The 18,016-nt window shown below is 68.3% G+C and carries 27 protein-coding genes; all 27 read left to right on the top strand.

The annotated features are described in order from the left end of the window. The first annotated feature begins 26 nt into the window (after window positions 1-26). The 27 genes from RE027_RS08295 (at window position 27) to rpmD (ending at window position 18,015) form a co-directional block, all read left to right on the top strand. Window positions 27-1,214, top strand: a complete 1,188-nt coding sequence (locus RE027_RS08295) for a thiolase family protein (protein ID WP_368807775.1) — start codon at window positions 27-29, stop codon at window positions 1,212-1,214. A gap of 49 nt (window positions 1,215-1,263) precedes the next feature. Continuing rightward, window positions 1,264-1,950, top strand: coding sequence for a 3-oxoacid CoA-transferase subunit A (locus tag RE027_RS08290; RefSeq protein WP_368807774.1), 687 nt, complete (start codon window positions 1,264-1,266; stop codon window positions 1,948-1,950). A gap of 1 nt (window position 1,951) precedes the next feature. After that, on the top strand, window positions 1,952-2,641 hold the full coding sequence (locus RE027_RS08285; RefSeq protein ID WP_387920916.1) for a 3-oxoacid CoA-transferase subunit B: 690 nt from the start codon (window positions 1,952-1,954) through the stop codon (window positions 2,639-2,641). A gap of 66 nt (window positions 2,642-2,707) precedes the next feature. Then, entirely contained in the window at window positions 2,708-3,520 is an 813-nt protein-coding gene (locus RE027_RS08280) for an IclR family transcriptional regulator domain-containing protein (protein ID WP_368807773.1), read from the top strand. A gap of 315 nt (window positions 3,521-3,835) precedes the next feature. After that, the gene (gene rpsL / locus RE027_RS08275; RefSeq protein ID WP_062734959.1) at window positions 3,836-4,210 is read left to right on the top strand and encodes a 30S ribosomal protein S12; all 375 of its coding nucleotides are present in this window, start codon (window positions 3,836-3,838) and stop codon (window positions 4,208-4,210) included. Next, window positions 4,210-4,680 carry a 30S ribosomal protein S7 gene (rpsG, locus tag RE027_RS08270; RefSeq protein WP_368807772.1) on the top strand — a complete coding sequence of 157 codons (471 nt, stop codon included), beginning with the start codon at window positions 4,210-4,212 and terminating at the stop codon, window positions 4,678-4,680. The genes rpsL and rpsG overlap by 1 nt, the downstream gene beginning before the upstream one ends. 70 nt (window positions 4,681-4,750) lie before the next feature. Then, window positions 4,751-6,865: an elongation factor G gene (fusA, locus tag RE027_RS08265; protein ID WP_368807771.1), complete on the top strand. Its 2,115-nt coding sequence runs from the start codon at window positions 4,751-4,753 to the stop codon at window positions 6,863-6,865. A 161-nt stretch (window positions 6,866-7,026) separates the two neighbouring features. Next, window positions 7,027-8,217: an elongation factor Tu gene (gene tuf / locus RE027_RS08260; protein WP_368807770.1), complete on the top strand. Its 1,191-nt coding sequence runs from the start codon at window positions 7,027-7,029 to the stop codon at window positions 8,215-8,217. Between the two features lie 465 nt (window positions 8,218-8,682). Continuing rightward, on the top strand, window positions 8,683-8,991 hold the full coding sequence (rpsJ, locus tag RE027_RS08255; protein WP_003803825.1) for a 30S ribosomal protein S10: 309 nt from the start codon (window positions 8,683-8,685) through the stop codon (window positions 8,989-8,991). 16 nt (window positions 8,992-9,007) lie between these two features. After that, a complete protein-coding gene (gene rplC, locus RE027_RS08250) occupies window positions 9,008-9,664 on the top strand; it encodes a 50S ribosomal protein L3 (protein ID WP_368807769.1) in 657 nt (218 codons plus the stop codon). 6 nt (window positions 9,665-9,670) lie between these two features. After that, window positions 9,671-10,294, top strand: coding sequence for a 50S ribosomal protein L4 (gene rplD, locus RE027_RS08245; protein WP_368807768.1), 624 nt, complete (start codon window positions 9,671-9,673; stop codon window positions 10,292-10,294). Next, window positions 10,291-10,596, top strand: coding sequence for a 50S ribosomal protein L23 (gene rplW / locus RE027_RS08240; protein WP_368807767.1), 306 nt, complete (start codon window positions 10,291-10,293; stop codon window positions 10,594-10,596). Before rplD ends, rplW begins: the two co-directional genes overlap by 4 nt. A 30-nt stretch (window positions 10,597-10,626) precedes the next feature. Continuing rightward, window positions 10,627-11,466 carry a 50S ribosomal protein L2 gene (rplB, locus tag RE027_RS08235; protein ID WP_017833299.1) on the top strand — a complete coding sequence of 280 codons (840 nt, stop codon included), beginning with the start codon at window positions 10,627-10,629 and terminating at the stop codon, window positions 11,464-11,466. Window positions 11,467-11,478: 12 nt separating this feature from the next. Beyond that, a complete protein-coding gene (rpsS, locus tag RE027_RS08230; RefSeq protein ID WP_368807766.1) occupies window positions 11,479-11,760 on the top strand; it encodes a 30S ribosomal protein S19 in 282 nt (93 codons plus the stop codon). Window positions 11,761-11,813: 53 nt separating this feature from the next. Beyond that, window positions 11,814-12,179 carry a 50S ribosomal protein L22 gene (gene rplV / locus RE027_RS08225; protein ID WP_368807765.1) on the top strand — a complete coding sequence of 122 codons (366 nt, stop codon included), beginning with the start codon at window positions 11,814-11,816 and terminating at the stop codon, window positions 12,177-12,179. Continuing rightward, a complete protein-coding gene (rpsC, locus tag RE027_RS08220; RefSeq protein WP_368807764.1) occupies window positions 12,180-13,031 on the top strand; it encodes a 30S ribosomal protein S3 in 852 nt (283 codons plus the stop codon). After that, window positions 13,032-13,448, top strand: coding sequence for a 50S ribosomal protein L16 (gene rplP, locus RE027_RS08215; protein ID WP_017833303.1), 417 nt, complete (start codon window positions 13,032-13,034; stop codon window positions 13,446-13,448). A 2-nt stretch (window positions 13,449-13,450) separates the two neighbouring features. Further along, window positions 13,451-13,726, top strand: coding sequence for a 50S ribosomal protein L29 (gene rpmC, locus RE027_RS08210; RefSeq protein WP_017833304.1), 276 nt, complete (start codon window positions 13,451-13,453; stop codon window positions 13,724-13,726). After that, window positions 13,723-14,013, top strand: coding sequence for a 30S ribosomal protein S17 (gene rpsQ / locus RE027_RS08205; protein WP_368807763.1), 291 nt, complete (start codon window positions 13,723-13,725; stop codon window positions 14,011-14,013). Before rpmC ends, rpsQ begins: the two co-directional genes overlap by 4 nt. Window positions 14,014-14,375: 362 nt before the next feature. Continuing rightward, the gene (gene rplN / locus RE027_RS08200; RefSeq protein WP_368807762.1) at window positions 14,376-14,744 is read left to right on the top strand and encodes a 50S ribosomal protein L14; all 369 of its coding nucleotides are present in this window, start codon (window positions 14,376-14,378) and stop codon (window positions 14,742-14,744) included. 2 nt (window positions 14,745-14,746) lie between these two features. Beyond that, on the top strand, window positions 14,747-15,091 hold the full coding sequence (rplX, locus tag RE027_RS08195) for a 50S ribosomal protein L24 (RefSeq protein ID WP_368807761.1): 345 nt from the start codon (window positions 14,747-14,749) through the stop codon (window positions 15,089-15,091). Continuing rightward, on the top strand, window positions 15,091-15,660 hold the full coding sequence (gene rplE / locus RE027_RS08190; protein WP_368807760.1) for a 50S ribosomal protein L5: 570 nt from the start codon (window positions 15,091-15,093) through the stop codon (window positions 15,658-15,660). Before rplX ends, rplE begins: the two co-directional genes overlap by 1 nt. An 85-nt stretch (window positions 15,661-15,745) precedes the next feature. Beyond that, window positions 15,746-16,144 (top strand): 30S ribosomal protein S8, encoded by a 399-nt coding sequence (gene rpsH / locus RE027_RS08185; RefSeq protein ID WP_368807759.1) that lies wholly within the window; start codon window positions 15,746-15,748, stop codon window positions 16,142-16,144. A gap of 23 nt (window positions 16,145-16,167) precedes the next feature. Further along, a complete protein-coding gene (gene rplF, locus RE027_RS08180; protein WP_368807758.1) occupies window positions 16,168-16,704 on the top strand; it encodes a 50S ribosomal protein L6 in 537 nt (178 codons plus the stop codon). 2 nt (window positions 16,705-16,706) lie between these two features. Beyond that, entirely contained in the window at window positions 16,707-17,078 is a 372-nt protein-coding gene (rplR, locus tag RE027_RS08175; RefSeq protein WP_368807757.1) for a 50S ribosomal protein L18, read from the top strand. Next, window positions 17,075-17,806: a 30S ribosomal protein S5 gene (rpsE, locus tag RE027_RS08170; protein WP_368807756.1), complete on the top strand. Its 732-nt coding sequence runs from the start codon at window positions 17,075-17,077 to the stop codon at window positions 17,804-17,806. The genes rplR and rpsE overlap by 4 nt, the downstream gene beginning before the upstream one ends. Continuing rightward, window positions 17,806-18,015, top strand: a complete 210-nt coding sequence (gene rpmD, locus RE027_RS08165; protein ID WP_047804314.1) for a 50S ribosomal protein L30 — start codon at window positions 17,806-17,808, stop codon at window positions 18,013-18,015. The genes rpsE and rpmD overlap by 1 nt, the downstream gene beginning before the upstream one ends. Window position 18,016 lies beyond the last annotated feature (1 nt).

Below are 18,016 nucleotides of genomic sequence, written 5' to 3'. Positions count from 1 at the left end.
GCAACAAGGCACGTGAGGAACACACCATGACCGAGGCCTATCTCTACGACGCCGTGCGCACCCCCTTCGGGCGCTTCGGCGGCGCCCTGGCCGGCACCCGCCCCGACGACCTGGCGGCCCTCGTGCTCGGCGAACAGGTCCGGCGCGCGCCCGAGCTCGATCCGGCCACGATCGACGAGGTGGTCCTGGGCAACGCCAACGGCGCGGGGGAGGAGAACCGCAACGTGGCGCGGATGGCCACCCTGCTCGCGGGGCTGCCGGTCGACATCCCCGGGACCACCGTCAACCGCCTGTGCGGGTCCTCCCTGGACGCGGCGATCATCGCCTCCCGCCAGATCGACGCGGGCGAGGCCGATGTCGTGCTCGTCGGTGGTGTCGAGTCCATGAGCCGGGCCCCCTGGGTGCTGCCCAAGACGGAGAAGCCCTATCCGGCCGGGGACCTGACCCTGGCCTCCACCACGCTCGGCTGGAGGCTCGTCAACCCGAGGATGGACTCCGCGTGGACCGTGTCCCTCGGCGAGGCCACCGAACTGCTCGCCGAGAAGCACGGCATCACCCGGGAGCGGATGGACGAGTTCGCGTCCACCTCCCACCAGCGCACCCAGCAGGCGTGGGACGAGGGCTTCTACGACGACCTCACCGTCCGGGTCCCCGGCACCGAGCTGACCCGGGACGAGTCCGTGCGCGCCTCCTCGACCGTGGCGAAGCTCGGCGGGCTGAAGACCGTCTTCCGGAAGGAGAACGGGACCGTGACCGCCGGCAACGCCTCACCGCTCAACGACGGCGCCTCGGCCGCACTGCTGGGCTCCGAGCAGGCCGCCGAGCTCACCGGCCTGCAGCCCCTGGCCCGCATCGCCGGGCGGGGCGCGGCGGCCAACGAGCCGCAGTACTTCGGTTACGCCCCGGTCGAGGCCGCGAACCTCGCCCTGCGGCGGGCCGGCATCACCTGGGACGACGTCGCGGCCGTGGAGCTCAACGAGGCCTTCGCCGCGCAGTCCCTGGCCTGCATCGACGCGTGGGGGATCGACCCGGGCATCGTCAACCGGCACGGCGGGGCCATCGCGATCGGCCACCCGCTGGGCGCCTCCGGCACCCGCGTCCTCGGCACCCTCGCGAAGTCGCTGCAGTCCTCCGGGGCGCGCTGGGGTGTGGCCGCGATCTGCATCGGCGTGGGGCAGGGGCTCGCCGTCGTGCTCGAGAACCAGAACGTCTGAGACCCGCCAGGGACCCGGCGGAACAGAACACCGAGGAGAGGCACACCGCATGCTGCACATCACCGACAGCTGCGCCGAGGCCGTGGCCGGGATCCCGGACGGGGCCACCGTCATGATCGGCGGCTTCGGCGTGGCCGGCCAGCCCGTCGAGCTCATCGACGCGCTGATCGAGACCGGCGCGACCGGCCTGACGGTCGTCAACAACAACGCCGGCAACGGCGACGTCGGGCTGGCCCGGCTCATCCGGCTGGGCCGGGTGGAGAAGATCATCTGCTCCTTCCCGCGCCAGTCCGACTCCTGGCACTTCGACGAGAAGTACCGGGCCGGGCAGATCGAGCTGGAGGTCGTGCCCCAGGGCAACCTGGCCGAGCGGATCCGCGCCGCCGGTGCGGGCATCGGCGGCTTCTTCACCCCCACCGGCTACGGCACCCCGCTGGCCGAGGGCAAGGAGGTCCGGGAGATCGACGGCCGCCACTACGTCCTGGAGCACCCCGTCAGGGCCGACTTCTCCCTCACCAGGGCGCACGTCGCCGACCGGGCGGGCAACCTGGTCTACCGCAGGACCGCGCGCAACTTCGGGCCGATCATGGCCGCCGCGGCCACCACCTCGATCGTGCAGGTCACCCGCCTCGTCGAGCGCGGCGGGCTGGACCCGGAGGTCGTGGTCACCCCCGGCATCTACGTGGACACGGTCGTGCAGGTCGACGCCCCGGCCCACCCCCGAGAGGAGTTCTGAGATGAGCGAGAACACCGGCCTTGAGAACACCGGCGCCGTGCCCATGACGTCCGGGGCCCCGCTGACCCCGGAGGAGCTCGCGCAGGTGGTGGCCCGGGACATCCCCGCCGGGTCCTACGTCAACCTGGGCATCGGCCAGCCGACGCTCGTCGCCAACCACCTCACCGCCGAGGACGACGTCACCCTGCACACCGAGAACGGCATGCTCGGCATGGGTCCCGAGGCCCACGGTGACGAGGTGGACCCCGACCTGATCAACGCGGGCAAGATCCCCGTGGTCGAGACGCCGGGCTGCTCCTACTTCCATCACGCCGACTCGTTCGCCATGATGCGCGGCGGGCACCTCGACTGCTGCGTGCTCGGCGCCTTCCAGGTGGACCAGCAGGGCAACCTCGCCAACTGGCACACCGGCCGGGCGGGCGCCATCCCGGCCGTGGGCGGGGCCATGGACCTGGCCACCGGCGCGAAGCAGACCTTCGTGATGATGTCGTTGCAGACCAGGAACGGACAGTCCAAGCTGGTGGAGCAGTGCACCATGCCGCTCACCGGCGTGGGCTGCGTGTCCCGGATCTACACCGACCAGGCCGTGTTCCTCGTCGAGGCCGACGGGGTGAGCGTGCGCGAGACCTTCGGCACGAGCTTCGAGGAGCTCCGGCGGATCGTCGGCGTCCCGCTGCGGCCCGCCCGCTGAGCGCGGCGCGGCTCCGGGTGCCCGGCGTCCGCCGCGCACCCGACCCAGGCTCCCAGGAGGCCCCCGATGACCGAGCAGGACCAGACCGCCCCCGCGGGGGAGCGGGGCGTGCCCGGGCAGTTCGTGCAGTCCCTCGCACGCGGGCTCCACGTGATCACGGCCTTCGACGACCGCCACCCCCGGATGACCCTCAGCGACGTCGCCCGGCGCACGGACCTGACCCGCGCCACCGCGCGCCGGTTCCTGCTGACGCTCGAGGAGCTCGGCTACGTCCGCACCGACGGGCGCCTGTTCGAGCTCACGCCCAGGGTGCTGCAGCTGGGCTTCTCCTACCTCTCCTCGCTGTCGCTGCCGGCCCTCGCCGGCCCGCACCTCGAGGCGCTGTCCGAGCAGGTCGAGGAGTCCACCTCCGCCTCGGTGCTGGACGGCTCCGACATCGTCTACGTGGCCCGCGTCTCCACGCACCGGATCATGACCGTCGCCATCGCGGTCGGGACCCGCTTCCCGGCCCACGCCACGTCCATGGGCCGCGTCCTGCTCGCCGGGCTCGACGCCGACCAGTGCGCCGAGTACCTGCGCTCGGCACGGCTCGAGCGCCTGACCGAGCACACCCTCACGGACCCCCGTGCCCTCGAGGCCGACCTGCGGCGGGTCCGCGCCCAGGGGTGGGCGCTCGTGGACCAGGAGCTGGAGATCGGCCTGCGCTCCGTCGCCGCCCCCGTGACGGACCGGGCGGGGCGCGTGGTCGCCGCCGTGAACGTCTCCATGCGCGTCGGCATGCCCGGCGCGAGCGCGGGGGACCCCGTGGACGACGTCGTGCCCCCGCTGCTCGAGTGCGCCCGGCGGATCTCCGCGGACCTCGCCGCGACCGGGCGCTGAGCGCCGGTCGGCCCCCGTTTCCCGGGCGGGGTCCGGTCTGATAGGCTGTCGAGGAATTGCACGGTCGTCCGTCGGCGCTCTCAGGCGCCGCCGGGGGCCGCGGAGATCAATGGCAGAACGGACTCGGTCCTCTGGTACGCGGTGTGTACCAAAATGCCATCCTTTTCGTCTGCCCACGTGCCAGCAGCGCGGTAACCGTGGCGCCCGCCCGCCGGGCCCGCACCAGGCGCTGCACCCGTGCCCGGCCCCGGCCGGTCGCGGGGGAGCCGACCATCCAGCGGGCCGCTGTCGCGGCCCGTCCAATCAGGAGACACTGTGCCTACAATCCAGCAGCTGGTCCGCAAGGGCCGGACCCCGAAGGTCGTCAAGACCAAGGCGCCCGCACTCAAGGGCAGCCCCATGAAGCGCGGTGTGTGCACCCGCGTGTACACCACCACCCCCAAGAAGCCGAACTCCGCGCTGCGCAAGGTCGCCCGCGTGAAGCTCAACGGCGGCATCGAGGTCACGGCCTACATCCCCGGTGAGGGCCACAACCTCCAGGAGCACTCCATCGTGCTCGTCCGCGGCGGTCGCGTGAAGGACCTCCCCGGTGTCCGCTACAAGATCGTCCGCGGCGCGCTCGACACCCAGGGTGTCAAGGGCCGCCAGCAGGCCCGTTCCCGCTACGGCGCCAAGAAGGAGAAGAAGTAATGCCTCGTAAAGGTCCCGCTCCCAAGCGCCCGCTCGTCGTCGACCCGGTTTACAGCTCCCCGGTCGTCACGCAGCTGATCAACAAGGTCCTCCAGGACGGCAAGAAGTCCACCGCGGAGCGCATCGTCTACGGCGCCCTCGAGGGCGTCCGCGGCAAGACCGGCGCCGACCCGGTCGCCACCCTGAAGAAGGCCCTGGAGAACGTCAAGCCGGCCCTCGAGGTGAAGTCCCGCCGCGTCGGCGGCGCCACCTACCAGGTGCCCGTGGAGGTCAAGCCGGGCCGTGCCCAGGCGCTGTCCCTGCGCTGGCTCGTCGGCTACTCCAAGATCCGCCGCGAGAACACCATGACGGAGCGTCTGCAGAACGAGATCCTGGACGCGTCCAACGGTCTCGGTGCCGCCGTGAAGCGCCGTGAGGACACCCACAAGATGGCGGAGTCCAACAAGGCCTTCGCCCACTACCGCTGGTAGAATCTTCTTCGGCCTGTCGGCCCCACCCGGGCCGACAGGCCGCCGGCACCATCTCCTGAAGGGAAACACCGTGGCACTTGACGTGCTTACCGACCTCAAGAAGGTCCGCAACATCGGCATCATGGCCCACATCGATGCCGGTAAGACCACCACCACCGAACGCATCCTGTTCTACACCGGTATCTCCCACAAGATCGGCGAGACCCACGATGGTGCCTCCACCATGGACTGGATGGCGCAGGAGCAGGAGCGCGGCATCACGATCACGTCGGCCGCGACGACCTGCTACTGGCACGACAACCAGATCAACATCATCGACACCCCCGGCCACGTGGACTTCACGGTCGAGGTCGAGCGCTCCCTGCGCGTGCTCGACGGCGCCGTCGCGGTCTTCGACGGCAAGGAGGGCGTCGAGCCCCAGTCGGAGACCGTCTGGCGCCAGGCCGACAAGTACGACGTCCCCCGCATCTGCTTCGTCAACAAGATGGACAAGCTGGGCGCCGACTTCTACTTCACCGTCGACACCATCATCAACCGCCTCGGCGCGAAGCCGCTGGTCATGCAGCTGCCGATCGGCGCCGAGTCCGAGTTCACCGGCGTCGTCGACCTGCTCACCATGAAGGCCTTCGTCTGGCCCGGCGACTCCAAGGGCGACGTCTCCCTCGGTGCGAAGTACGAGATCGAGGAGATCCCCGCGGACCTCCAGGAGCGGGCCGAGCAGTACCGCAGCGAGCTGGTCGAGGCCGTCGCCGAGGCCGACGACGACCTCATGGAGAAGTACCTCGGCGGCGAGGAGCTCACCATCGAGGAGCTCAAGGCCGGCATCCGCAAGCTGACCATCAACTCGCAGGCGTACCCCGTCCTGTGCGGCTCGGCGTTCAAGAACCGCGGCGTGCAGCCCATGCTGGACTCGGTCATCGACTACCTGCCGTCCCCGCTGGACGTCCCGAACGTCGAGGGCCACGCGCTCAACGACGAGGAGGAGATCCTCTCCCGCCCGGTCGACTCGACCGCGCCGTTCTCCGCCCTCGCGTTCAAGGTCGCCTCGCACCCCTTCTACGGGCAGCTGACCTACATCCGCGTATACTCCGGCAAGGCCGCCAACGGCGACCAGGTCCTGAACTCGACCAAGGGCAAGAAGGAGCGCATCGGCAAGCTGTTCCAGATGCACTCCAACAAGGAGAACCCGGTCGACACCATCCAGGCCGGCCACATCTACGCCGCCATCGGGCTCAAGGACACCACCACGGGCGACACCCTGTGCGACCTGCAGAACCCGATCGTGCTGGAGTCCATGTCCTTCCCGGCCCCGGTCATCTCGGTGGCCATCGAGCCGAAGACCAAGGGCGACCAGGAGAAGCTCTCCGTCGCGATCCAGAAGCTCTCCGCCGAGGACCCCACGTTCACCGTGTCCCTCAACGAGGAGACCGGCCAGACCGAGATCGGCGGCATGGGCGAACTCCACCTGGACATCCTGGTGGACCGCATGAAGCGCGAGTTCCGGGTCGAGGCCAACGTCGGCAAGCCGCAGGTGGCCTACCGCGAGACGATCAAGAAGTCCGTCGAGAAGATCGACTACACGCACAAGAAGCAGACCGGCGGTTCGGGCCAGTTCGCCAAGGTGCAGATGGCCTTCGAGCCGATCCCGCTGGACGCCGAGGAGCTCTACGAGTTCGACAACAAGGTCACGGGCGGTCGCGTCCCCCGCGAGTACATCCCCTCCGTGGACGCCGGCATCCAGGACGCCATGCGCCTCGGCATCCTCGCCGGCTACCCGGTCGTGGGCGTCAAGGCCACGCTGCTGGACGGCGCGTACCACGACGTCGACTCCTCCGAGATGGCGTTCAAGATCGCCGGCTCCATGGTCTTCAAGGAGGGTGCCCGCAAGGCGCAGCCCGTGCTCCTCGAGCCGCTCATGGCGGTCGAGGTGCGCACCCCCGAGGAGTACATGGGCGAGGTCATCGGCGACCTGAACTCCCGCCGCGGCCAGATCCAGTCCATGGAGGACGTCAGCGGCGTCAAGCTCGTCAGCGCCCTCGTCCCGCTGTCCGAGATGTTCGGCTACATCGGCGACCTGCGGTCCAAGACCCAGGGCCGCGCCGTGTACTCCATGCAGTTCGACAGCTATTCGGAGGTTCCCAAGGCCGTCGCCGAGGAGATCGTCCAGAAGAACCGCGGCGAGTAGGCACCACTCCCTCCGGCCCCGGCCGGGAATTTCATCAATCAAGTACAGCCAAAGTAGACTTGCAGAGGTTTCAGTACTGCTGAGTGCCTCAGCGCCCCCCGGCCCACGCGCGGTGGGGAAGTGCTGAGCAAGTTTCGACAAATGTTCTAGGAGGAACAACCATGGCGAAGGCCAAGTTCGAGCGCACCAAGCCGCACGTCAACATCGGCACCATCGGCCACGTGGACCACGGCAAGACGACGCTCACGGCTGCCATCTCCAAGGTCCTGGCCGACAAGTACCCGGACCTGAACGAGAAGCGCGACTTCGGTGCCATCGACTCCGCCCCGGAGGAGAAGCAGCGCGGCATCACGATCAACATCGCGCACATCGAGTACCAGACGGAGAAGCGTCACTACGCTCACGTGGACGCCCCGGGCCACGCCGACTACGTCAAGAACATGATCACCGGTGCGGCCCAGATGGACGGTGCCATCCTCGTGGTCGCCGCCACCGACGGCCCCATGGCCCAGACCCGCGAGCACGTCCTGCTCGCCCGCCAGGTGGGCGTCCCCTACCTGCTGGTGGCCCTGAACAAGTCCGACATGGTCGACGACGAGGAGCTGCTGGACCTCGTCGAGATGGAGGTGCGCGAGCTCCTCGCCGACCAGGGCTTCGACGGCGACAACGCGCCGGTCGTGCGCGTGTCGGCCCTGAAGGCCCTCGAGGGCGACCCCGAGTGGGTCTCCAAGGTCGAGGAGCTCATGGAGGCCGTGGACGAGAACGTGCCGGACCCCATCCGCGAGATGGACAAGCCGTTCCTCATGCCGATCGAGGACGTCTTCACCATCACCGGTCGCGGCACCGTGGTGACCGGCCGTGCCGAGCGTGGCACGCTGCCGATCAACTCCGAGGTCGAGATCGTCGGCATCCGCCCGGTCCAGAAGACCACCGTCACCGGCATCGAGATGTTCCACAAGCAGATGGACGAGGCCATGGCGGGCGAGAACTGCGGTCTGCTGCTCCGCGGTCTCAAGCGTGACGACGTCGAGCGCGGCCAGGTCGTGTGCAAGCCGGGTTCTATCACCCCGCACACCGACTTCGAGGCGAACGTCTACATCCTCTCCAAGGAGGAGGGCGGCCGTCACAACCCGTTCTACTCGAACTACCGTCCGCAGTTCTACTTCCGCACCACCGACGTCACCGGCGTCATCACGCTGCCCGAGGGCACCGAGATGGTCATGCCGGGCGACAACACCGAGATGACGGTCGCGCTGATCCAGCCGATCGCCATGGAGGAGGGCCTCGGCTTCGCCATCCGCGAGGGTGGCCGCACCGTGGGCTCCGGTCGTGTGACCAAGATCAACCAGTAGTCCCCGGACTGCTCGATCTGCACGGAACCCCCCGTCGCTCGCGTCAGCGGCGGGGGGTTCCGCGCGTCCGGCGGTCCGTGCGGGCCGGCGGACGCGCGTTTGCACCCGGTGCCCATCTCTGGCAGGATGGACGACGTTGTTCAAGCGCCGACGTGTGCTCTCAGCGGTTCGAACCGGCACCTCCCGAGACGTCTTCGGGACCCGAAGCAGAACCGAGGGCCAGCTGCCCGAGACGCTGCCACGCACGGACCACATACAGCCCGCCCCGCAAGACGAATCCGGTGCGCCCTCGTGTTCTGCACGTGGCGACACGCCCGAGTTCGGGGGTCGGAGCTCCAACAGGGTGAGGAACCCGGAACAGTCCGGATTCAGTCTGTGTGGAGGGGCGCCCAGCAGGCGGCGCCATGCACAAGGAGCACATGCTCCGTCACAGGGAAGTACTTGAAGAAAGAGAGTCACGACGCCATGGCGGGACAGAAAATCCGCATCCGGCTGAAGTCTTATGACCACGAGGTCATCGACGTCTCGGCCCGGAAGATCGTTGAGACGGTGACGCGCGCAGGCGCCACGGTGGTCGGCCCCGTGCCGCTGCCGACCGAGAAGAACGTGTACTGCGTCATCCGTTCGCCGCACAAGTACAAGGACAGCCGTGAGCACTTCGAGATGCGCACCCACAAGCGGCTGATCGACATCATCGACCCCACGCCGAAGGCCGTCGACTCGCTCATGCGCCTCGACCTGCCGGCTGACGTGAACATCGAAATCAAGCTGTAAAGAGGATCGCATCCCAATGACTACCACTTTCGAACGCCAGGTGAAGGGCCTGCTGGGCACGAAGCTCGGCATGACCCAGGTCTGGAACGAGAACGGGAAGTTCGTGCCGGTGACCGTCGTCAAGGCGGACTCCAACGTCGTGACCCAGCTGCGCAACCAGGACAGGGACGGCTACTCGGCCGTGCAGATCGGGTTCGGTGCGATCGACCCCCGCAAGGTGACCCAGCCGCTGGCCGGTCACTTCGAGAAGGCCGGGGTCACCCCCCGCCGCCACGTCGTCGAGCTCCGCACCGCGGACGCCGACACCTACGAGCTGGGCCAGGAGCTCTCCGTCGAGCTGTTCGAGGCCGGCCAGAAGGTCGACGTCATCGGCAAGACCAAGGGCAAGGGCACGGCCGGTGTCATGAAGCGGCACGGCTTCTCCGGCGTCGGCGCGTCCCACGGTGCCCACAAGAACCACCGCAAGCCGGGATCCATCGGCGGCGCGTCCTACCCCGCTCGCGTGTTCAAGGGCATGCGCATGGCGGGCCGCATGGGCGCCGTCCGTCACACGACGCAGAACCTTACCGTTCACGCCGTGGACGCCGAGAACTCCCTGCTGCTCATCAAGGGCGCCCTGCCGGGCCCCAAGGGTTCGGTCGTCCTCGTCCGTTCCGCCGTGAAGGGAGCCTGATAGACCATGGCAACTCAGACCGTCAACGTCGAACTGCCCGCTGAGATCTTCGACGTCCAGACCAACGTGCCGCTGCTGCACCAGGTCGTCGTCGCACAGCTGGCCGCCGCCCGCCAGGGCACGCACAAGACCAAGACCCGCGCCGAGGTCTCCGGCGCCGGCCGCAAGCCCTTCAAGCAGAAGGGCACCGGCCGCGCGCGCCAGGGCTCGATCCGCGCCCCGCACATGACCGGTGGCGGCATCGTGCACGGGCCGACCCCGCGCGACTACAGCCAGCGCACCCCCAAGAAGATGAAGGCAGCCGCCCTGCGCGGTGCCCTCTCGGACCGGGCGCGCAACAACCGCATCCACGTCGTGGAGGCCCTCCTCGAGGGCACCGTCCCCAACACCAAGGCCGCCCAGGCGACCCTGCGCGGGCTGAGCGACCGGAAGAACCTGCTGGTCGTGCTCCACCGCAACGACGACGTGGCCGCGCTCTCGGTGCGCAACCTCGACGACGTGCACACCGTCTACGCCGACCAGCTCAACACCTACGACGTGCTGGTCTCCGACGACGTGGTCTTCACCAAGGACGCCTTCGAGTCCTTCGTGGCGGCCGCCGGCAAGAAGAAGCAGGAGGACGCCAAGTGAGCGCGACCACCATCAAGGATCCCCGCGACGTCATCATTGCACCCGTCGTCTCGGAGAAGTCCTACGGGCTCATCGACGAGGGCCGCTACACGTTCTTCGTGGCGCCCGACTCGAACAAGACGGAGATCAAGTACGCCGTGGAGCAGATCTTCAGCGTCCAGGTCGAGTCCGTGAACACCATCAACCGTGCCGGGAAGCGGAAGCGCACGCGCTTCGGCTGGGGCCAGCGCAAGGGCACCAAGCGTGCCGTTGTGACCCTCAAGTCCGGCACCATCGACATCTTCGGCGGTCCGCTCGCCTGAGCGGAGACCACTTTAACGAGGAACTGACACATGGCTATCCGTAAGCACAAGCCGACAACCCCGGGCCGTCGCGGCTCCTCCGTTGCCGACTTCGCAGAAATCACGCGCACGACCCCCGAGAAGTCGCTGGTCCGGCCGCTGCCCAAGAAGGGCGGTCGCAACAACACCGGCCGCATCACCACCCGGCACAAGGGTGGCGGGCACAAGCGCCAGTACCGCGTCATCGACTTCCGTCGTCACGACAAGGACGGCGTCGACGCCAAGGTCGCGCACATCGAGTACGACCCCAACCGCACGGCGCGCATCGCGCTGCTGCACTTCGTGGACGGCTCCAAGCGCTACATCATCGCGCCGAACAAGCTCTCCCAGGGTGACGTCGTCGAGTCGGGCCCCGGCGCCGACATCAAGCCCGGCAACAACCTCCCGCTGCGCAACATCCCCGTCGGCACCGTGATCCACGCCGTCGAGCTGCGTCCGGGCGGCGGCGCCAAGCTCGCCCGCTCCGCCGGCGCGTCCGTGCAGCTCGTGGCGAAGGAGGGCAAGTACGGCCAGCTCCGTCTGCCCTCCGGCGAGATCCGCAACGTCGACGTCCGCTGCCGCGCGACGGTCGGCGAGGTCGGCAACGCCGAGCAGTCGAACATCAACTGGGGCAAGGCCGGCCGCAACCGCTGGAAGGGCGTCCGCCCGACCGTCCGCGGTGTGGTCATGAACCCCGTCGACCACCCGCACGGTGGTGGCGAGGGCAAGACCTCCGGTGGCCGTCACCCGGTCAACCCGAACGGCAAGCCCGAGGGCCGCACCCGCCGCCCCAACAAGGAGAGCGACAAGCTCATCGTCCGCCGTCGTCGCACCGGCAAGAACAAGCGCTAAGGAGCCTGACACATGCCACGCAGCCTGAAGAAGGGCCCTTTCGTCGATCAGCACCTTTTCCTGAAGGTCGCCAAGGAGAACGACAAGGGCACCAAGAACGTCATCAAGACGTGGTCCCGCCGCTCGATGATCATCCCCGACATGCTGGGGCACACGATCGCCGTGCACGACGGCCGCAAGCACACCCCCGTGTTCATCACCGAGTCGATGGTCGGGCACAAGCTCGGCGAGTTCGCTCCCACGCGGACCTTCCGCGGCCATGTGAAGGACGACAAGAAGGGCAAGCGCCGCTGATCCTCCGGGATCGCGCAGCGTGAGCACTTCGAGAAGACGAGAGAAGGAAAGCAATGGAAGCCAAGGCATCTGCGCGCTACATCCGCGTGACGCCTATGAAGGCCCGGCGCGTCGTCAACCTGATTCGTGGCCAACATGCGAATGAGGCTCTGGCGATTCTGAAGTTCGCCCCCCAGGGTGCTTCGGAGCCGGTGTTCAAGGTCCTCCAGTCGGCGGTCGCCAACGCGCGCCAGCTGGCCGACCGCGACGGTCTGGCGTTCAAGGAGGACGAGCTCGTGGTGAGCGAGGCCTTCGTCGACGAGGGTCCGACCATGAAGCGGTTCCGGCCGCGCGCCCAGGGCCGCGCCTACCGCATCAACAAGCGCACGAGCCACATCACCGTGATCGTGGCCAGCCCTGACAGCGAGGAGGTCCGCTAAGTGGGACAGAAGATCAACCCGCACGGGTTCCGGCTGGGCATCACCACCGACCACGTGTCGCACTGGTACGCGGACTCCACCAAGGAGGGCCAGCGGTACAAGGACTACGTCCGTGAGGACGTGAAGATCCGCAAGCTCATGTCCACGGGCATGGAGCGCGCCGGCATCTCCAAGGTCGAGATCGAGCGGACCCGGGACCGCGTGCGCGTGGACATCCACACCGCCCGCCCCGGCATCGTCATCGGCCGCCGCGGCGCCGAGGCGGACCGCATCCGCGGCGAGCTCGAGAAGCTCACGGGCAAGCAGATCCAGCTGAACATCCTCGAGGTCAAGAACCCCGAGGTGGACGCCCAGCTGGTCGCCCAGGGCGTCGCCGAGCAGCTCGCCTCCCGCGTGGCCTTCCGCCGCGCCATGAAGAAGGCCATCCAGTCGGCGCAGCGCGCCGGCGCCAAGGGCATCCGGATCCAGTGCGCCGGCCGCCTGGGCGGCGCCGAGATGAGCCGTTCGGAGTTCTACCGCGAAGGCCGTGTGCCCCTGCACACCCTGCGCGCGAACATCGACTACGGCTTCTTCGAGGCCAAGACCACCTTCGGCCGCATCGGCGTGAAGGTCTGGATCTACAAGGGCGACCTCACCTCGAAGGAACTGGCGGCCCAGCAGGCCGCCGCTCCCTCGCGCGGCCGCGGCGGCGACCGTGATCGCCGCGGCGGTCCGGGCGAGCGTCGCGGAGGCGGCGGCGGCGACCGTCGTCGTCCCGACCGTAACGACCGTGGCGGACGCCGTGAGCGCACGGACTCCGCAGCCTCCCCGGCCCCGGCCGGGGGAGCGACCAACGCAGAGGGTGGTAACTAAATGCTCATCCCACGTCGTGTGAAGTTCCGCAAGCAGCACCACCCGAAGCGTTCGGGTGCTGCCAAGGGCGGCACCACCGTCGCGTTCGGCGAGTGGGGCATCCAGGCGCTCACGCCGGCCTACGTGACGAACCGTCAGATCGAGGCCGCGCGTATCGCCATGACCCGCCACATCAAGCGTGGCGGCAAGGTCTGGATCAACATCTACCCGGACCGTCCCCTGACCAAGAAGCCCGCCGAGACCCGCATGGGTTCCGGCAAGGGCTCGCCCGAGTGGTGGGTCGCGAACGTCAAGCCCGGGCGCGTGATGTTCGAGCTCTCCGGTGTCTCCGAAGAGGTCGCCCGCGAGGCCCTGCGCCTGGCGATCCACAAGCTCCCGATGAAGGCACGCATCGTGCGTCGCGAAGGTGGTGAATGAGAATGGCTGTTGGATCCAAGGATCTGAGCATCGAGAACCTCGCGGCCCTCGACAAGGACTCTCTGGGTGAGGCGCTGCGCAAGGCCAAGGAGGAGCTGTTCAACCTCCGCTTCCAGTCCGCAACCGGTCAGCTCGAGAACAACGGCCGCCTGAAGGCCGTCAAGCGCGACATCGCGCGCATCTACACGGTGCTGCGCGAGCGCGAGCTCGGCATCCGGCCCCAGGCGGGCTCCGCCGAGACCACCGCCGAGACCACCTCCGAGGAGGACGCCAAGTGACCGAGCAGATCAACAACGGGGCCGAGCAGGCTTCCGAGCGCGGCGACCGCAAGAGCCGTCGCGGCTACGTGGTCTCCGACAAGATGGACAAGACCGTCGTCGTCCAGCTGCAGGACAACGTCAAGCACTCGCTGTACGGCAAGGTCATGCGCCGGTCCTCGAAGGTCAAGGCCCACGACGAGCAGAACTCCGCCGGCATCGGCGACCTCGTCCTGATCTCCGAGACCCGTCCGCTGTCCGCCTCCAAGCGGTGGCGGATCGTGGAGATCATCGAGAAGGCGAAGTAGTCCGGCCCGGCTCGACCGAGCCGGCCACTGCTGCGAACGGCCCGTCCCTCCGCGCGAGGGGCGGGCCGTTCGCCCGTTCCCCGGCCGCGCGGGCGGTGGGCCGTCTGTGCTAAGCTGGTGAGCTTGTATGGGCGTTTTCGTCTGCCCGTACGACCCACAGCTCTTCGTGCCAGCGCATAATGACCGCGTGCAGGGCGCCTCCGCGCCGCCTGGTGGCGGGTTCAGATGCTCCTGGCATGGAGGGCTGGGCCCGGTCCGGCGTGCGACGCCGGGGGAGGGCACATCATCCGACAAGCTGTTCCGCAAGGCCCGCACCGTGCTCTCGATCGGTGTTGGAACCGGCGTGACGACAGGAGTAATCAGTGATTCAACAGGAGTCGCGACTGAAGATCGCCGACAACACGGGTGCGAAGGAGATTCTCACCATCCGTGTTCTCGGTGGATCCGGACGCCGCTACGCAGGCATCGGCGACATCATCGTCGCCACCGTCAAGGATGCGATCCCGGGCGGGAACGTGAAGAAGGGCGACGTCGTCAAGGCCGTCATCGTCCGCACCAAGAAGGAGCGCCGTCGTCCGGACGGCTCCTACATCAAGTTCGACGAGAACGCCGCAGTGATTCTGAAGAACGACGGTGACCCCCGTGGTACCCGCATCTTCGGCCCCGTGGGCCGTGAGCTGCGTGACAAGAAGTTCATGAAGATCATCTCGCTGGCCCCGGAGGTGCTCTGACCATGGCGAAGTTCAAGATCAAGACCGGCGACCTGGTGCAGGTCATCTCCGGCAGCAAGGACAACAAGGGCAAGCAGGGCAAGGTCCTGCGCGTGTTCCCGGAGACCTCCCGCGTGCTCGTCGAGGGCGTCAACGTAAACACCCGCCACCGCAAGGCCTCCATGCAGGGCGAAGCCGGCGGCATCGTGAAGGTCGAGGCCCCGATCCACGTGTCCAACGTGGCACTCGTGGACCCGGAGACCAAGAAGCCGACCCGCGTCGGCTACCGCACCGAGACCGTGGAGCGCGACGGGCGCCAGAAGACCGTCCGGATCCGCGTCTCCAAGAGCACCGGCAAGGATCTGTGATGAGCGAAACCACCGAGATCAGCGTGTCCCCGCGCTTCAAGGACAAGTACCAGGAGACCGTCGTCCCCGCGCTGCAGGAGCAGTTCTCGTACGGCAACGTCATGGAGATCCCGCGCGTCGTCAAGGTCGTCGTGAACATGGGCGTCGGTGACGCCGCCAAGGACTCGAAGCTCATCGACGGCGCCGTCCGCGACCTCACCGCGATCACCGGCCAGAAGCCGCTCGTGACCCGGGCGAAGAAGTCCATCGCGCAGTTCAAGCTCCGCGAGGGCATGCCGATCGGCGCGCACACCACGCTGCGCGGCGACCGCATGTGGGAGTTCCTCGACCGCCTGGTGACCCTGGCGCTGCCGCGCATCCGTGACTTCCGCGGTCTGTCCGACCGCCAGTTCGACGGCAACGGCAACTACACCTTCGGCCTGACCGAGCAGTCGATGTTCCACGAGATCGACCAGGACCGGATCGACCGCGTCCGCGGCATGGACATCACGGTGGTCACCACCGCGAAGACCGACGACGAGGGCCGCGCGCTGCTGAAGGCGCTCGGCTTCCCCTTCAAGACCAACTAATCTCGCTACGTTCCAGGTCCGGCCGGGCGCCCACGGGCGCCGCCAGGTGCGGAAACCGGGACGAGGAAGGGCACGTGCCCCCAAAATGACAATGACAGATCCTGTCGCGGACATGCTGACGCGTCTGCGCAACGCCAACTCCGCCCACCACGACTCCGTGAGCATGCCGTACTCGAAGCTCAAGGCTCGCGTGGCGGACATCCTCAAGACCGAGGGCTACATCGCGGACTACCGGGAGGACGCGGCCGAGGTCGGCAAGACCCTGACGCTGTCCCTGAAGTTCGGTCCCAACCGGGAGCGCTCCATCGCGGGCGTCCGGCGGATCTCCAAGCCGGGCCTGCGCGTCTACGCCAAGTCCACCAACCTCCCCAAGGTCCTGGGCGGCCTGGGCATCGCCATCCTGTCCACCTCTTCCGGGCTGCTGACCGACAAGCAGGCCGCGAAGAAGGGCGTGGGCGGCGAAGTCCTCGCGTACGTCTGGTAACCCGGAACAGAAAGGAAGAGAACATGTCACGTATCGGACGTCTCCCCATCTCTGTGCCGGCCGGTGTGGAGATCAAGATCGACGGCAACGTCGTCTCCGTCAAGGGCGCCAAGGGCGAGCTGCAGCACACCGTTGCCAGCCCGATCACCGTCGCGCTCGAGGACAGCACCCTCACCGTCACCCGACCGAACGACGAGCGGGAGTCCCGCTCGCTGCACGGCCTCACCCGCACCCTGATCGCCAACATGATCCAGGGCGTCACCCAGGGCTACACCAAGGGCATCGAGATCGTCGGCACCGGTTACCGCGTGCAGGCGAAGGGCCAGGACCTCGAGTTCGCGCTCGGCTACAGCCACCCGATCACCTTCAAGGCCCCGGAGGGCATCTCGTTCACCGTCGAGGGCGTCAACAAGCTCTCGGTCAACGGCATCGACAAGCAGCAGGTCGGCGAGGTCGCCGCGAAGATCCGCAAGCTGCGCGCCCCCGAGCCCTACAAGGGCAAGGGCGTGCGGTACGCCGGCGAGCAGATCCGCCGCAAGGCCGGAAAGGCTGGTAAGTAACCATGGCTCTGAAGATCAAGGGCAAGTCCAAGGCCGCCGCCCGCGGCCGCCGCCACGTCCGGGTGCGCAAGCACCTGGCCGGCACGGCGGCCCGCCCGCGCCTGGTCGTCAACCGCTCCGCCCGCCACATGTTCGTCCAGGTCGTCGACGACACCAAGGGTGTCACCGTCGCCTCGGCGTCCACCATGGAGGCCGACCTGCGCGGTACCGAGGCGGACAAGACCGCGAAGGCCAAGCGCGTCGGTGAGCTCGTGGCCGAGCGCGCCAAGGCCGCCGGTGTCGAGGCCGTCGTGTTCGACCGCGGCGGCAACAAGTACCACGGTCGCGTGGCGGCTGTCGCCGACGGCGCCCGCGAAGGAGGTCTGGCACTGTGAGCGAGCAGAACAACGAGAAGGAAACTCAGGTGACCGAAGCCAACACTGCCTCCACGGAGGCGACCGGGGCCCAGCAGACCACCGAGTCCAACCGCTCCCAGGACTCCCGCGGCGACCGCGGTGGCCGTGGCGAGCGCGGTGGCCGTGGCGAGCGCGGTGGCCGTGGTGAGCGTGGCGGCCGCGGAGGCCGTGGCGGGCGCGAGGAGGAGAAGGACAAGTTCCTCGAGCGCGTCGTGACCATCAACCGTGTCTCCAAGGTCGTCAAGGGCGGTCGTCGCTTCAGCTTCACCGCCCTCGTCGTCGTCGGTGACGGCAACGGCATGGTCGGTGTCGGCTACGGCAAGGCCAAGGAGGTGCCGGCCGCGATCTCCAAGGGCGTCGAGGAGGCGAAGAAGAACTTCTTCCGCGTCCCGCGCATCGAGGACCGCACCATCCCGCACCGGGTGCAGGGCGAGGCCGCTGCCGGCGTCGTCATGCTCCGCCCGGCGACCCCCGGTACCGGTGTGATCGCCGGTGGCCCGGTCCGTGCCGTGCTCGAGTGCGCCGGCATCCACGACGTGCTGTCGAAGTCCCTCGGCTCGTCGAACCAGATCAACATCGTGCACGCAACGATCGAGGCGCTCCGCCAGCTCGAGGAGCCGGCGGCCGTCGCGGCCCGCCGTGGGCTGCCGATCGACGAGGTCGTCCCCGGTCCGCTGCTGCGCTCGATCCAGAAGGCAGGTGCCTGATGTCCGGCAAGCGTATCCAGCCCGACGGGGCGGAGCTGCGCATCACGCAGATCCGTTCGGTGGTCGGCCAGAAGCAGAACATGCGGGACACCCTGCGGTCCCTCGGCCTCAAGCGGCCGGGCAACGTCGTGGTCCGCAAGGCCGACGGCGTGACCGCGGGCATGGTCAACACCGTCGCCCACCTGGTCAAGGTCGAGGAGGCCAAGTAAC

It is taken from the genome of Kocuria sabuli (assembly GCF_040981185.1).
Taxonomy (GTDB): Bacteria; Actinomycetota; Actinomycetes; order Actinomycetales; family Micrococcaceae; genus Kocuria; species Kocuria sabuli.
This window is presented reverse-complemented; position numbering and strand designations above follow the sequence as displayed.

Coding starts and splice junctions, on each gene's coding strand:
- RE027_RS08295 (WP_368807775.1), top strand. CDS start 27: ATGACCGAGGCCTATCTCTACGACGCCGTGCGCACCCCCTTCGGGCGC.
- RE027_RS08290 (WP_368807774.1), top strand. CDS start 1,264: ATGCTGCACATCACCGACAGCTGCGCCGAGGCCGTGGCCGGGATCCCG.
- RE027_RS08285 (WP_387920916.1), top strand. CDS start 1,952: ATGAGCGAGAACACCGGCCTTGAGAACACCGGCGCCGTGCCCATGACG.
- RE027_RS08280 (WP_368807773.1), top strand. CDS start 2,708: ATGACCGAGCAGGACCAGACCGCCCCCGCGGGGGAGCGGGGCGTGCCC.
- rpsG (WP_368807772.1), top strand. CDS start 4,210: ATGCCTCGTAAAGGTCCCGCTCCCAAGCGCCCGCTCGTCGTCGACCCG.
- tuf (WP_368807770.1), top strand. CDS start 7,027: ATGGCGAAGGCCAAGTTCGAGCGCACCAAGCCGCACGTCAACATCGGC.
- rpsJ (WP_003803825.1), top strand. CDS start 8,683: ATGGCGGGACAGAAAATCCGCATCCGGCTGAAGTCTTATGACCACGAG.
- rplC (WP_368807769.1), top strand. CDS start 9,008: ATGACTACCACTTTCGAACGCCAGGTGAAGGGCCTGCTGGGCACGAAG.
- rplD (WP_368807768.1), top strand. CDS start 9,671: ATGGCAACTCAGACCGTCAACGTCGAACTGCCCGCTGAGATCTTCGAC.
- rplB (WP_017833299.1), top strand. CDS start 10,627: ATGGCTATCCGTAAGCACAAGCCGACAACCCCGGGCCGTCGCGGCTCC.
- rpsS (WP_368807766.1), top strand. CDS start 11,479: ATGCCACGCAGCCTGAAGAAGGGCCCTTTCGTCGATCAGCACCTTTTC.
- rplV (WP_368807765.1), top strand. CDS start 11,814: ATGGAAGCCAAGGCATCTGCGCGCTACATCCGCGTGACGCCTATGAAG.
- rplP (WP_017833303.1), top strand. CDS start 13,032: ATGCTCATCCCACGTCGTGTGAAGTTCCGCAAGCAGCACCACCCGAAG.
- rpmC (WP_017833304.1), top strand. CDS start 13,451: ATGGCTGTTGGATCCAAGGATCTGAGCATCGAGAACCTCGCGGCCCTC.
- rplX (WP_368807761.1), top strand. CDS start 14,747: ATGGCGAAGTTCAAGATCAAGACCGGCGACCTGGTGCAGGTCATCTCC.
- rplE (WP_368807760.1), top strand. CDS start 15,091: ATGAGCGAAACCACCGAGATCAGCGTGTCCCCGCGCTTCAAGGACAAG.
- rpsH (WP_368807759.1), top strand. CDS start 15,746: ATGACAATGACAGATCCTGTCGCGGACATGCTGACGCGTCTGCGCAAC.
- rplF (WP_368807758.1), top strand. CDS start 16,168: ATGTCACGTATCGGACGTCTCCCCATCTCTGTGCCGGCCGGTGTGGAG.
- rplR (WP_368807757.1), top strand. CDS start 16,707: ATGGCTCTGAAGATCAAGGGCAAGTCCAAGGCCGCCGCCCGCGGCCGC.
- rpmD (WP_047804314.1), top strand. CDS start 17,806: ATGTCCGGCAAGCGTATCCAGCCCGACGGGGCGGAGCTGCGCATCACG.